At 68.9% G+C, this 13,515-nt stretch carries 9 protein-coding genes and 4 pseudogenes; 7 read left to right on the plus strand and 6 right to left on the minus strand.

Features of this window, described 5'->3' with window-relative positions; translation table 11 throughout:
• The 6 genes and pseudogenes from VGZ32_RS03675 to VGZ32_RS03700 all read right to left on the minus strand — a co-directional run.
• Positions 1-365 (minus strand): annotated as a pseudogene (locus VGZ32_RS03675) (hypothetical protein); the annotation flags it as partial.
• Between the two features lie 467 nt (positions 366-832).
• Complete coding sequence (locus tag VGZ32_RS03680; RefSeq protein ID WP_326884364.1) at positions 833-1,687, minus strand: MBL fold metallo-hydrolase; 855 nt, start codon at positions 1,685-1,687, stop codon at positions 833-835.
• 192 nt (positions 1,688-1,879) lie between these two features.
• The gene (locus tag VGZ32_RS03685; protein ID WP_326884365.1) at positions 1,880-2,110 is read right to left on the minus strand and encodes a hypothetical protein; all 231 of its coding nucleotides are present in this window, start codon (positions 2,108-2,110) and stop codon (positions 1,880-1,882) included.
• A 258-nt stretch (positions 2,111-2,368) separates the two neighbouring features.
• Positions 2,369-3,304: a zinc-binding alcohol dehydrogenase family protein gene (locus VGZ32_RS03690; protein WP_326884366.1), complete on the minus strand. Its 936-nt coding sequence runs from the start codon at positions 3,302-3,304 to the stop codon at positions 2,369-2,371.
• Positions 3,305-3,340: 36 nt separating this feature from the next.
• Positions 3,341-4,252 carry an alpha/beta hydrolase gene (locus VGZ32_RS03695; RefSeq protein WP_326884367.1) on the minus strand — a complete coding sequence of 304 codons (912 nt, stop codon included), beginning with the start codon at positions 4,250-4,252 and terminating at the stop codon, positions 3,341-3,343.
• Between the two features lie 258 nt (positions 4,253-4,510).
• The gene (locus tag VGZ32_RS03700) at positions 4,511-7,186 is read right to left on the minus strand and encodes a LuxR C-terminal-related transcriptional regulator (RefSeq protein ID WP_326884368.1); all 2,676 of its coding nucleotides are present in this window, start codon (positions 7,184-7,186) and stop codon (positions 4,511-4,513) included.
• Between the two features lie 202 nt (positions 7,187-7,388).
• On the opposite strand from VGZ32_RS03700, the gene VGZ32_RS03705 reads away from it, so the two are divergent.
• The 7 genes and pseudogenes from VGZ32_RS03705 (at position 7,389) to VGZ32_RS03745 (ending at position 13,495) form a co-directional block, all read left to right on the plus strand.
• Positions 7,389-7,553 (plus strand): hypothetical protein, encoded by a 165-nt coding sequence (locus VGZ32_RS03705; RefSeq protein WP_326884369.1) that lies wholly within the window; start codon positions 7,389-7,391, stop codon positions 7,551-7,553.
• Positions 7,554-7,911: 358 nt separating this feature from the next.
• Positions 7,912-8,289, plus strand: a complete 378-nt coding sequence (locus VGZ32_RS03710) for a hypothetical protein (RefSeq protein WP_326884370.1) — start codon at positions 7,912-7,914, stop codon at positions 8,287-8,289.
• Positions 8,290-8,823: 534 nt separating this feature from the next.
• Positions 8,824-9,662 (plus strand): annotated as a pseudogene (locus VGZ32_RS03715) (reverse transcriptase/maturase family protein); the annotation flags it as partial.
• Positions 9,663-9,801: 139 nt separating this feature from the next.
• Positions 9,802-11,095: pseudogene (locus VGZ32_RS28985) on the plus strand (Mu transposase domain-containing protein).
• Positions 11,092-11,891, plus strand: a pseudogene (gene istB / locus VGZ32_RS03730) (IS21-like element helper ATPase IstB). Before VGZ32_RS28985 ends, istB begins: the two co-directional pseudogenes overlap by 4 nt.
• Positions 11,881-12,378, plus strand: a complete 498-nt coding sequence (locus VGZ32_RS03740) for a hypothetical protein (RefSeq protein WP_326884376.1) — start codon at positions 11,881-11,883, stop codon at positions 12,376-12,378. Before istB ends, VGZ32_RS03740 begins: the two are co-directional and overlap by 11 nt.
• A 418-nt stretch (positions 12,379-12,796) precedes the next feature.
• Positions 12,797-13,495 carry a class I SAM-dependent methyltransferase gene (locus VGZ32_RS03745; RefSeq protein ID WP_326884377.1) on the plus strand — a complete coding sequence of 233 codons (699 nt, stop codon included), beginning with the start codon at positions 12,797-12,799 and terminating at the stop codon, positions 13,493-13,495.
• Positions 13,496-13,515: the final 20 nt, after the last annotated feature.

The following is a 13,515-nucleotide window of genomic DNA, read 5'->3' on the forward strand; positions in this document are numbered from 1 at the left end:
GCCACGGCGAAGGTCTCGACGCTGAAGCGCCCGATGAACGTGCCATTGGCGTGACCGGAGCTGTTACTTTTCAGGTCACCCTGGTACCAGGAGATCCCGAACGGCGCATTGGGGACCTGGATGACGAAGAAGTCGAAGTCCGTATTCGGCGGCAACTGCTTCGCCGAAACCCGCATGACCTCGACAGGGCCCTCGGACTCGATGGTGACTTTCGCGTCTGCGCCCTCAAGGCAGTTTGCCTTGACCGAGGCAGCGGAACGGACCATGTGGAACGTGGTTTGTGTGACTGCTGCGTCAGCGCCGGCACCGCCGATTCCGGCGGCGATGCCGCCCGCGGCGGCCAGGAACGCCGCCCCCGCGATCACGCTGATTCGCCTAGATAGTTTACGCACGTGAATACTCCTAATCCTAACGGTGAGGTTTTGGCCCTGAAGGCCGGTCTGACAGGCCGAACTGATTGAGCCCGGCATGGCTGCGGGAAATGTCAAGCCCGGCTGGCGAAGTACGAGCGGTTAAACCTCCTTCAGAGAGCGTTTTCCTGTTTCCGGGAAACGGGCCCGTGATGGGCTTTGGGTTCGCGGCGGCTGGCCACCCACCGCGATTTCCGACCGGTCATGCCGGAACGATTGACGTACATGGACCTCGATATTCACCCGCCAGTGGAGACATCGCTGGCCCGTTGACGACCGAGTCATCGGTGATACTGAACCTCCTGGCGCCACTCCCGCGTCGTTACGCGCCGGGGGTGCTGGAGGTCGACAGCATGCTGGCGACGAGGATGACGGCCCCGACTACGGCGCCGGTCAGCGGCGTGATGAGGGACATCGTGTGTTCATGTCAGACGATACGCAGCCCAGGGCCGAGCGGTTCCATCCCGCCAGACCCAGGCGTTCTCCCCGTACCTCATGTAGAAGGGCGTCGGGTCGACCGAAGCTAGCGCTTCTCTGGAGCTGGCTTCGATGTCGGCGATGTACTGCTGGTGCACCGCGACGTCGTCGCGGGTGGCGAGCCGGCCGAGGTGCCCGCAGATGAAGTGCGTCCACGGGTAGGACAGCGCGGTGTCCGGGGCGGCTATGTACCCCTGCACGTCCTCGGACAGGTTGACGTTGTAGATCGGCACCCAGCCCGCGTTGACGACGTCGATGAACATCAAGGTGTCGTGGTCGGGGAAGTGGATGTAGATGTTGTCCGGCGAGTGGTTGGGACCGTGCCAGGCCAGTTCGACCCGCTCGCCGCCGACTTCCAGGGTGTATTGGTCGGCGAAGGTCACGTCCGGGGCGGGGCGGGTGGGGTCGTCGTCACGCAGCAGCAGCCGGCGGGTTTCCTCGTGGCCGATGCGGACGACGTCTCCACCGAACAGTGAGGACGCTCCCTGGTGGTCTGCGTGGTGGTGCGAGTAGACCAGGTGGGTGACCTGGTTGGTCAGGCCGTTGGCGCCGGTGATCTCGTCCACGGCGCGCCGGATGTTGTGGCCGATGTTCGGCGGCGCGTCAAAGATCACGACGCCTTCGGGAGTGGTCAGGAACGCCGACATGTAGACGTTGTCGGTGACGGCGTAGAGGTTCCGTTCGACCTGCCGGACGTGGTAGCCGTGTTCGTTCAGGGCCGGACCCTTCGCGATCGGCGGGACGGGGGCGTACTCGGGCAGGTCCGGGACGCCGTTGGCGCCGATGTCTGGCGATGTCACTGCTTCTCCCTGTGTTCGGGGCACGTTCCTGTCGGACGTGCTTGTCCGCATGTTCGTGACCAGACCAAGGGTCGCTGCCGGCAGGTGGGAGGGTCGTCACTGGATTTCGGTGATTCGCTGTACTGACATAAGTGGCGCCGCCCGACGGCAGCTTCAGCGCGGGCGGCCAGACTGGCAGCGTGCGCGGGTGTCTCAGAATCCTTGTGCTTCGCCGTTCGACTGCGTCCGACGGACCTCGAGTAAGACCATGCCGAGGGTGTCCATCGCGGCGAGCACTCCGTAGAGTGCCGACTGGTCCAGCCAGCCGGTGAGTACCGTCTGCGCGCCTTTGTGTTCCGGCGTCATTGCCGGGAACGCCAACAGCGTTATGTCGCCGAGCCGCCCCTCGACCCGGATCGAATACAGGGCGGGTGTCCACTCCATAACCGCATCGTCGTCTGCGGGTGGCCTGGGCCGCATCACGTGGATCTGGTGAGCGCGGGCGGGTATGCGTTGCAGCCCCCGGACCGCGATTCCTCGTGTGTTCGGCCCACCGGCGTGGTGCCGGGCTGCCGGAGGTGCCGATTAGCGGTACCGAGGGCGCGCGAATCACCGCGATCCAGTGATTACCTGTCACTGGCCTGGCGGCTAACGTGAAGGCCGCGGAGGAGATGGACGTGGCGGGATGGGTCGGCGCCGCGGTCAGGGCGTGACCACGAGTTTGCGTGGTGCCCCGGTCTTGAGGCGCTCCCAGGTTCCGCTGATCTCTTCCAGCCGCGTCTGCTCCAGATCCATGGTGATCTTGCCGTCGAGCGCGTGGCTCACCAGTTGCGCGTAGGCGGCCCGGCGCACGTCGGCGGACGTGGCGAACTGGCCGAGGCCCACAAGCGTCAGCAGCTTGTTACGCAGGGCGGTGCCAGCGATCGTGGACGCATCCCCTGCGGAGCTTCCGACCTGGACGTACGTCGCACCGGATTTGGCGTGGTTGATCGCGTGGGGGGCGGTTGCGCCCCATAGGAAGTCGACGATCACGTCGAAGCCGCCGGGCGCCGCGGCGGCCAGCCCGGCGTCGAGGGCCTGCTCGTCCGCGAGATCGACGACGGCGTCGGGGCCGAGCGCTGCGGCTTGCTGGAGAGCCTTTCCGCGGGCGGCCCCGACGACCAGGCCGGCACCGAGCGCGCGGGCCGATTGCAGCGCCAGCCCGCCTGCCGCGCCGCCTGCTCCGAGCACGAGGACGCTCTGACCGGGCAGCACGTGGGCGCGGTAGTCCAGCGCCAGCCAACCGGCCAGACCGGCTACGCCGAGGGCCGCCGCCAGGGCGGGGTCGAGCCCGTCCGGAACCGGGAAGGCGTCCGCCTCCCGGACGGGTACCAACTCGGCCAGGCTCCCGTACGGAGGCGGCGGAGCCGTGACGTAGCGGCGGGTGCCGTCGGCGAACTGGACGACCGCCTCGTAGCCCGCGACGCAAGGAGGCTGCACCGGGCGTACCGGGAACTGGTTGTTCACGAACGCGAGGTCCAGCGGGTTCAGGGACGCCGCGAGGAGGGTGCCGACGGAGACGCCGGGACCGGGCTGCGGATCGGCGAACTGCTCGAGGACCGGGGTGGCCCCGGGCTGGTGGACTACTGCCGCTCTCATGTGTCCTCCCTTGATGATCGGGCGGGTCCTGGTGGACTATGCGGCCGCGCGGGCTGCGTCGGCGAGGTGCGCCGTCAGGAGCCGTCCGGCCCTGTCGAGTGCATCGGTCGCCTCGTCGAGGATCAGGTGGAAATTCTGGAAGACGTGCGGCACCTCGGCGGTCAGATCGAGGGTGACCGCGACGTCCGCCGCGGCGGCCCGCTGCGCGAGTCGGGCGGCGTCGTCCAGGAGGACCTCGTACGTCCCTGCCTGGATGATCAGGGGCGGCAAGCCGGAGAGATCGGCGAACAACGGGCTGATGAGGCCGAGGGCCGGGTCCCGTCCGCCCGTGTAGTCGGTGACGCGCGGCTCGAGCAGTTCACGGCTGAGCAGCGCGTCGACGCCGCTCTTGGTCTCCATCGTGGCCCCGGTCAGAGTCAGGTCCACATACGGTGACATCAGCAAGGCAGCGGCTGGCAGCGGCAGCCCGTGATCGCGGGCGTTGACCATGGTGGCCACGGCGAGCCCGCCTCCGGCGGAGTCTCCCGCGAAGACGATGTCTGACGGCGCGGTGCCCTCCCGCAGGAGAGCGTCGTAGGCCGCCAGGGCGTCATCGACCGCGGCCGGGTACGGATCCTCGGGAGCGAGCCGGTAGTCGAGGGAGACGACCCTGGCCTGCGCCCGCCGGCCGATCTGCGAGGCTAGGTCAGCGGATTGGAGCGCGTCCCCCAGGACATATACGCCGCCGTGGAGGTACAGCACGACGTGGCGCGGTTCAGCCCCGTCGATGGCGATACGGATAGCCGGGACGCCGCCCAGTTCGCCCACTGTCACGGACACGTCCGCAGGCACCGGCCGCGCTGTCGCCCGCTCACGCAGCAGCCGGCGCTGCTCGTCGACTCCCGTGTCGGGAGGGATGGATGAGCGCCGCAGGGCCGTGAGGAGGTTCTCTCGCTGCTCGATACTCAACGCGGAATGTGTCCCTTCGGTCATACGTGGTCAGGAGGCACATCAGGCGGTCCACCCGTCAGCGCACGTGCCCATGGAGTACGGCTCGGACCAACCATGTCGCCGACCGGGTGAGCTGGCGTCACTGGATCACCGTGATTCGCGTGGCGCGAGCGCACGGGCCGGCTTGCGGGCAGCGCTGTTGCCCGCTCTGGCCTGCCGGGCTGGTGAAGGTGACTATCGCTGGTCAGCAGGGTGCCGGTGCCGTGACCGTCGGGTTCAGGTGCGGCCGACGGACAACAGCCTCAGTTCGCGGCCTCGTTCTACCGCCGCTGTCCGGTTGGCGGCCCCGAGCTTGGCATAGATCCGGCGGATGTGGGTGTCAACGGTGTTCAGCGAGACCGACAGCTCTCCGGCGATCTCACGGCGGGTGAGATTCGTCGGCAGGTAGCGCAACACGCGCAGCTCGCTTCTGCTGAGCTTCTCGACCGGCATCGTCAACGGCCGGTTCGCCCCGCCCCGCTCAGGACCACAGACGGCGTCGAGGATGTCGGTGACCAGCGCCGCGTGCGAGGTGCCGTGCCGAGCCACGGCACCAAGGAGCTGGCACGCGCCGGTCATCGCGAACGGCAGGATCAGCCGTTCCGGCTCGGCGAGGTTCAGCGCCTGCTCGACCGCCTCTCGACACGCGCGCTCCTCGCCCAGGTCACGGCAGGCGAGGGCGTCGAGCAAGTGCGCCTCGATGTAAGTGAGATACGACAGAACCGGGACCTCGTCACTGAGCACGACGCGCAGCTCGCGCCGGGCGGCGGCGGGATCCTGCTCGGCCAGCAGAATCACCGCGGCCGCGTTGCGCGTCTCGCCGCCCCCGGCCCCTGGAGCATCGAGCGCGGTCAGAGCGGCCCGCGCCTGCCCGGTCATGCCGAGCCGGGCCAAAGTGGAGATCGTCCACGCATTCACGCGGGTGGTCAATCCGTGCCGGCTCACCATGAGCGCCTGCATCCTCGCGGCGGCGGCGAACTCATCGAGGGCCCGCTGGCCGTGGCCGCGCGCCGCCTGACTGATCGCGGAGGTCAGGCACACCAGCAGCCGCACGCCCGGCTCGCCCTCGACCTGCGTCGCGTGCCTCGCGCGCTCGAGCCAGTGTTCCGCGAGGTCGAACTGCCCCGTCCAGATCAGCGCGTTCGCGAGCGTCGCCAGAGCCGGGGCGGCTACCGGCTCGGCCTCCCAGCCGTGCCGGTCCGCCAGCGCGAGGGCCTCCTCGCAGCGCTTCCGGGTTTCGGCGAAGGAACGGCCGGTGAAGGCGAACCCGAGGTGGGCCAGGCAGGCCACCTCCAGGTAGGGCCGGCCGACGCGGCGGGCGAGGACGGCGCCCTCCACCAGGTGCCGTTCGCTCTCGGCCAGCCGCAACAACCATGCCTCGGTAACGCCCAGGTTCAGCAGCGCGACGGCTTTGAGATCACTGCTGAGCCCGGTCTCGGCGCCCGTCTGGCCCGCGTCCGTAGACAGCAGAGCCGTGGCCTGCTCGATGACGCTCTCGAAGTGCCCGCGCAGGCGCGCTGAGAGCAACTCCACGGAGGCGATGGCCACCTGCATCCGGTGCCGGCGGGCCGCAGGAGTGCTGGCCGCATACGCCCGGACCTCGCGCAGATGCGCGTCGGTCTCGTCAAGGTGCAGCTGGTACTGGTGGGCGATAGCCTGCACCAGGGTCAGGTCAGGGGATTCCGCATCGGTCCGGGCGGGGAAACCGTGCAGCAGCGCCGCCACGGTACCCGCCTGCCCGTCAAGGGTGAGGCTAAGGGCGTGCTCGGTCAGCATGCGCGCCGCCTCGTCCCAGTCGCCGGCTTCCTGCAGGTGGCCGATCGCGTCGGCGGTGTGTCCGCGCTCGGCAAGCCATCGCGCGGCGAGCCTGTGCAGTGCGGCGATGTCCGCGGGCATCTTGCGGCGCAACTCCAGCCGCAGCAGGCCGGCGAACATACGGTGATAGCGGAACCAGGTACGGCCGGGATCCAGCGACACGACGAAGGCGTTCGCGTCCTCCAAGTCCAGCAGGATCTGTTCCGACCCCGTGCCCGCGCTCAGCAGGTCCGCGAGTTCGCCGTTGACCCGGTCGAGCACAGAGGTGCGCAACAGCAGGCGACGGACTTCCGGCGGCTGCCGATCGAGCATCTCGGCCGTCAGGTACTCGGCGACGGTGCGGTCACTGCCGGAGAACTCGGCGACGAACCGTTCGGGCTCAGGATGCCCGGCGAGGGAGAGCACTGCCAGTCGCAGCCCGGCCGCCCAACCCTCGGTCCGCTGGTACAGCATCGCCGCCACGGGCTCGGGCAGCGCGATTCCGGCGGCGGCCAGGAGCCGGCAGGTCTCCTGCTCGGTGAAGCGCAGCTGCTCGGCGCGGACCTCGGCCAGATCACCAGCCAACCGCAGCTTGTGCAGGCGCAGCGGCAGGTCACGCCGGGTGGCCAGAATCGCGCGCACTCCCGGCGGCATGCGCAGCAGGAGCGCTGTGAGCTGCTCCGCGGCCTCAGGCGAGCTCAGCTCGTGCACGTCGTCGACAACCAAGACGAAAGGATCACGGGCCTCCTCGAGCTCGGCGAGCACCTTGTCCACCATGGCGCTACCGCTCAAGCCGGGTGCCACGGCCGGCACCCGCGCACCTCCTTCGCCGGGTTCCGCCGCATCCCGGATCGCTCCCAGCACGGTGAGCCAGAACAGCTGCATATCGCGCTGGCCCGGCCGCACGGTGACAAAGGCGATACGAGAATCCTGACCAGGCTGCCCCACCCACTCGCGCAACAGCGACGTCTTCCCGGTGCCGGCAGGCGCAGAGATGATCGTGACCGGCCCTCGGGTCGCCCGGTTCAACGTCACCATCAGGTCGTGGCGGCGTATCGGCCCAGGCACTGCCCCGCCCGGCGCGCGGCCTGGGCCCGCCGCGACAGGCAGGTCGGTCATAGCACCCTCGCCTTACCGTCGGTCCGGCAGATAGTGCCCCAGGGGCAAGAGAGAATTCCGGGCTTAGACTACCAGTCGCAGAACAATACCCAGGTCACAGGGGTTGTGCCGCCGATAATGCCGTCCCCGGAAGACCGAGGCGGGCGCGGTGTATCAGGCAGCGGACTCGCCGCCATCGGTACATAGTTGAACCTCTGAACGCTTGGCAGAACGGTTGCGGATCTCCGAGAAGGACTTCCTCGCGGTACAGCGCATGCGCGCCACTCACACCGCACCCGCGCACACCTGCCTCCTGGCCGGAATGCTCGCCTGCGCTCCTGCGCGGGCGCCGGATGAAGAGCGCACGGTCCCCCGCAACCCCGGATAGCGCTGCCGCCACGGCCACGCCAGCGCCACCACCCCCGACACCGCGACGGCCCCAACGCGTTCATCCGCGAACGCGACGTCCTCGCTGCCTACAACTGCTCTACTCCCTCATCGCGGACGCCCACGCTGCAGATCGGCCCATCGCCGGCCGCCTCCCGCCATGTCGCAAAGACTCCGTCGAGCACTGCGACCATCACCTCGTCATCAGCTCTACGCCCTGAGGAGGTAATCAACCTGTTGTGCCGATATGGCCTCACGCTCAGCTATGCCGCCCGGACCCTGAGGGGCTCGTTTATGCGATCTGCATCAGTTTGGTCGTGTGCCCAGTGCTCAGTCCTGCGGTCGGTCAGGATCTGGGGATGATCCTTTCTCTGGTGTACCGGACCACCCACCGTCTGCTCGGCGCTCTCGCCGTCGCCGTGCGCCACGACGCGTCGAAGGATGCCGAACTTCTGGTGTTGCGGCACGAGAACGCAGTACCGCGCCGACAGGTCAAGCGGGTCCGCTACACCTGGGTCGATCGGCTCTGGCTCACCGCACTGTCGGGTCTGATCCCACGGCGGCGCTGGCCTGAGGCGTTCTCGATCACTCCGGCCACACTGCTCGGCTGGCACCGGCGGCTGGTAGCCCGCACATGGGACCACAGTGCACGCCGATCACCCGGGCGCCCGCCCACGGCGGCGGTCCTGCGCAAGCTGGTGATCGAGATGGCACGAGACAACCCGGACTGGGGGTAGTGCGCCGTGAGGTGTTTCGTTGCATTCCCGGTGCAGCCGGGAGGGACTCGGAGGGAGGTTTCTGGGTTGCCTGACTGACCTGGGGGCGAAAGCCCGAGGGGACAAGAGCAAGTCAGGGAAGCGGTGGCCGTTTGGAGGCGTCCGGGGCGGGGTGCCGCGAGGCCCGCGCGATATGGCCAAGGCTGGATTGTCTGAAGTCCAATCCCCAGCGATCTCAAAGTCGTTGATCCGCCGGTATGACGCCTGTGACCGGTGGCGTGCCGTATCCGGTCCTGATGTCCCGGCCTGGATAACCTCCGTGGCGCGCGGCGCCGTCCGATGAGGGCGGTCAAGGGATGAGTGGACGGCCTACGGCGTGCTCGATACGTGCAGCGAAGACGTACCACGGGATCGCCTACGGGGCGCGAGTCCTACGGCGACGGAGTGCCTGTAGTAGTTGCCGGGGTAACGACCGGCCGGGGAGCCCGGGAAAGCCGAGGCGCAGGGCGAAGGGGCACAGGTGTTCTCGACGTCAAGGACAGGGAGGTGTGCGTAATGCAGAGCGCTGAAACTGTGCTGGGCGTCATCCGGGAACGCGGTAGGCGTGGCCTGCCGCTGGAAAGGCTGTACCGGCAGTTGTTCAACAGGGAGTTGTTCCTGGTGGCCTACGGGCGCATCTACTCGAACAACGGGTCGATGACGCCCGGGTTCAGTGCGGAAACGGTGGACGGCATATCCCTGGCCAGGATCGATGCGATCATCGGCGCACTGCGTACGGAGTCGTATCGGTGGTCACCGGCCAGGCGAGTCTACATCCCGAAACGCAACGGGCGTCGCCGCCCGCTGTCGATGCCGTCCTGGTCGGACAAGCTGGTCGCGGAAGTGGTGCGCATGCTGCTTGACGCGTACTACGACGTGCGGTTTTCCGAGCACTCCCATGGGTTCCGGCCTGGTCGGAGCTGCCACACCGCGCTCGGCGAGATCTCGCGGGTCTGGACCGGCACACGCTGGTTCATCGAGGGTGACATCGCCGACTGCTTCGGGGCCTTGGACCGGCAGGTCATGGTCTCGACGCTGGCGGTGCACATCCACGATGGCCGGTTCCTGGAGCTGATCGGGCGGATGCTCGCGGCCGGGTACCTGGAGGATTTCACCTGACACGCCACGCTTTCCGGCGCGCCGCAAGGCGGGATCGCATCACCCGTCTTATCCAATATCTCCCTGGACCGCCTCGACCAGTACGTTGAGCACACGCTGATACCGGGATACGAGCGGGGCGAGCGCCGCAGGAAGAACCTGACGACCGTGTCTGGCGCGAGATCAAAAGGGCCCGACACCACGGCGGCTGGCGGCAGGTCCGGGACTTGACCCGGGTGCTGCGCCGGATGCCGTCCCAGTGATGCGGCTCTCCGAAATTGCATGTGCTTGCTCGGGTTGAGTGCACGTTCGGGTGATTTGTGGTCTTTCGGGGTTGGTGGGGTTGATCGTCGGGGGCAGTGACTCGTCGTGGTCGGTGGCGACGAGAGAGATCGGGTGCTGTCCGTTGATGAGGATGTCGAGGCGCATGCGCTGCGGCGGCGGGGTTGGACGGTCGCGGCGATCGCGCGGCATCTGGGCCGCGATCCGCGCACGATCAAGGCTCATCTCGACGGGGTGCGGGTGGCCGGGGTGCGCCGGGCGATGGCGGATGCGTTCGAGCCGTTCGTGGAGTACTGCCGCCGGCGGCTGAGCGATGACCCGCATCTGTGGGCGCGGACCTTGTTCGACGAGGTCGTTGTGCTGGAGTATCAGGGTGGGTATTCGACGTTCACGCGCGGGCTGCGGCGGTGGGCGGCGCGTCCGCATTGCGAGGCCTGTTCCCGGGCGGCGGGTCGGGATGTGGCGATCATCGAGCATCCGGCGGGCGAGGAGACGCAGTTCGACTGGCTCGAGCTGCCCGAAGCTCCTGCGGCCTGGGATGTGGGGCGTAGCGCATCTGGTCGATGCGCTGGATGCGGTGGTGCGGCGGCTGGGCGGGGTGAGTCGGTTGTGGCGGTTCGACCGGATGGCCACGGTGTTCGACCGGGCCCGTGACGATGTCGCGGGGTCGTTCGCGGCGGTGGCGAAGTACTACGGGGCGCAGGTGCGCCTGTGCCCGCCGCGGCGCGGCAACCGCAAGGGCGTGGTGGAGAAGGCGAACCACTCGGCGGCGCAGCGCTGGTGGCGCACCCTGCCGGACGATGTCAGCGTCCTTGTCGCGCAGGCCGGGGTGGACCGGCTGGCCGAGCGGATGGATGCGCGGCGCAGGGTGGTTGACGCGGTGGCCACCACGGTGGGGGCGTTGGCGGCGGCGGAGCCGTTGTCCGCGGTGCCGCTGCTGCCGTTCCCGGCGGTCACCGAGGCCCTGCGCACGGTCAGCGCGCAGGGCCTGGTCTTTCTGGACGGGAATTCCTACTCGGTGCCGCCGGGGCTGGTCGGCCGTCAGGTGACGGTGCGCCACCGGTTGGGGGCCGAGGTGCTGCATGTGGTCACCGCAGGCGGCGCGATCGTGGCCGAGCATCGGGTGGCCCTGGCGCATGCCGGGGCGGTGGTGCGCGACGAGGGTCATGTGCGCGCGCTGGAGGCGGCAGTGCTCGCCTCGTTCTCCTCGGCGCCGCCGTGTCCGCGCAAGGTGCGCCGGCCGCCGTCGCCCGATGCGCGGGCCGAGGCGGCGCGGCTGGCCGGGATCCCGGTGGCGGACACGGCGGCCCGTGTGGTGATCGACATGAACAGCTATGTGGCCGCCGCCGCCCGGCTGCAGCGTCCCGTGTCGCAGGACCCTACTGAGGTGGAGGAGAAGTCGCAGTGACCCCGCCGGTCAGCGAGGCGCGCAGGCTCCAGCAACTGCGCTCGCACCTGTCCTATCTCAAACTCGATACCGCCGCCGACGCTTTGAACCGGGTGCTGGACCAGGCCCGGGTCGAGGGGTTGTCCACGATGGCGGCCCTGGAACGGCTGATGGAGCTGGAGGTGGAGGCCACCGAGAACCGGCGGCTGGCCTCGCGCCTGCGCTTCGCCTCGCTGCCGGAGCCCTGGACGTTGTCAGACTTCGATTTCGCTGCGCAGCCCGGGGTCGACGAGAAGCTGATCAAGGATCTGGCGACCCTGCGGTTTCTGGACGACGCGAGCAACGTGCTGTTCGTCGGCCCGCCCGGAGTGGGCAAGACCATGCTCGCGGTCACCCTCGCGCGCGCGGCGGTGGAGTCCGGGCACCGGGTGTACTTCACCACCGCCACGGATCTCGCCGCCAAGTGCCACAAGGCTGCGCTGGAGGGGCGGTGGAAGAGCTGCATGACGTTCTTTGCCGGACCTAAACTCCTTGTGATTGATGAGCTTGGGTACCTGCCGTCGCCCGGCGACGGGCCTCCGCGCTGTTCCAGGTGATCAACCAGCGGTATCTGAAGTCTTCCACGATCCTGACCACGAACGTCGGGATCGCGGACTGGGCCACCGCGTTCGGCGACGCCACCGTCGCCGCGGCGATGCTGGACCGGCTGCTGCACCGGGCCGCGGTAGTCGGCATCGACGGGCCCTCCTACCGGCTGCGCTCGCACCAGAGCCAGGCCGACGCGCTGCGCAGCGGGGTGAACGCCCGTGTCGCCTGACCACGACCAGGACGCCGCCCCCGTCACCGAGCAGACACGCACGTGCCCGCAGTGCCAGGGCACGTTCACCGCGCAACCCGCGTCGCGGCGGCAGTATTGCTCGCCACGCTGCCGGGATAGGGCCGCGGCACCCCCACCGCGCCCGGCCGAGCCGCAGACCTGCCCGGTGTGCGAGAGCGAGTTCCTCGCCGAGCCCAGGCTGCAGCAGGTCTACTGCTCGCCGCGCTGCCGCGCCGAAGCCGACCGGCGACGTGGCGCCGCCCGCGATGCCGAACGCGCCCGCCGCCTGGGCCAGAACGTGCCCGCCACCGCGGCACCGGGCCCCGCCGCATTCCGCGGCGGCGACAGCCTCGCCCCGGCCGCCACCCGCAACTGCCCGCACTGCGGGCAGCCGATCACCATCGTCGCCCTGCTGGCCACCCCCGAGGCCGCCCGTCCGAACATCACCCAGCCCGGCGCCGAGGTCGTGGCCCTCAAACGCGCGTGAACCGATCCGGGTCCTGCCCACCACCGGCGGGCAGGACCCGCGACCCGAGGACCCGCATGACGCAGCCCGCTGACACCGCCGCCCCCAAACGCCCAGTCCCTGTGCCTGGACCTGAATCGCGCCCAGATCAGGTCCCTGCAACACCTTCTGGCCGACCTGGCGACCTTCTTCGACCTGGCCGACCGGCACGTCGCCGACGCCGCGCAGGAGCACTTCGAGATCGGCGACGCCGACGGATGGCTCAGCGCAGCGCTCGGCAAGCACGCTCACGCGCTCGCCGACGCGATCACTATCGCCGAGGCGCTCTACCCGAGTTGACTCAGATCAGTGCACACTCTGGCCCGCACCTCGGCTACCAGGGCACTGATGAGTTACGGAGGCGAGGCGCGGAGCTTACCCAGCCTGGGATCCTGCCGGAATGGATGTCAGGGATAGCACAAACCCGGTGATGCTGAGCGTGCAGCGGTGGCTGGCCAGGGCCAATACGCGCCACCCGTGGAATCACAACGAGCACTTCCACGGCTGGATCCTGTGCAACCTGCCCGCCCGCCAGCACACGGCCATCGACGTCGGCTGCGGCAGCGGCGTGCTCGCCGGGAAGCTGGCTGCCCACTTCGCGCGCGTCATCGGGATCGACGCCGATGAAGGCATGGCTGCCGCCGCCAGCACACGCCTGGCCAGCACGCCGCGGGTGAGCATTGAGCGGTGCCGCTTCGACGCGTTCGCCGCGAAGGCCGGCGAGGCCGAGGCCGACCTGATCACGATGGTGGCGGTACTGCACCATCTCGACCTCGCCGACACCCTGTCACGCATCCCGCGCCTTCTGGCACCCGGAGGCCGACTGCTCGTTGTCGGCCTCGCCAAAGTGGACACACTGACAGACACGATGATCGACCTGGTCTCGGCAGCGGCAAATCCGGTCATGGGCCTGATCAAGCACCCTCGGCCAGCGCGCCCGGCTGATCAGGTCACGGCTACAGAGCTCGCCATGCCGGTGCGCGACCCCTCCACGGCCGTCGCCGAAATCGCCGCGGCCGCCAGCACCCACCTGCCGGGCACCACGATCCGCCGCCGACTGTTCTTCCGCTACACCCTTCGATGGGACAAACCACGATGACCACCCACGCCCCACGCCGG

It is taken from the genome of Actinocrinis sp., assembly GCF_035938995.1.
Taxonomy (GTDB): Bacteria; Actinomycetota; Actinomycetes; order Streptomycetales; family Catenulisporaceae; genus DASZGI01.

What these genes read in the sequence shown, in the direction of transcription:
- VGZ32_RS03710 (WP_326884370.1), top strand. Translation starts at nt 7,912, where the DNA reads ATGATCCTTTCTCTGGTGTACCGGACCACCCACCGTCTGCTCGGCGCT.
- VGZ32_RS03685 (WP_326884365.1), bottom strand. Translation starts at nt 2,110, where the DNA reads ATGGAGTGGACACCCGCCCTGTATTCGATCCGGGTCGAGGGGCGGCTC.
- VGZ32_RS03690 (WP_326884366.1), bottom strand. Translation starts at nt 3,304, where the DNA reads ATGAGAGCGGCAGTAGTCCACCAGCCCGGGGCCACCCCGGTCCTCGAG.
- VGZ32_RS03700 (WP_326884368.1), bottom strand. Translation starts at nt 7,186, where the DNA reads ATGACCGACCTGCCTGTCGCGGCGGGCCCAGGCCGCGCGCCGGGCGGG.
- VGZ32_RS03745 (WP_326884377.1), top strand. Translation starts at nt 12,797, where the DNA reads ATGGATGTCAGGGATAGCACAAACCCGGTGATGCTGAGCGTGCAGCGG.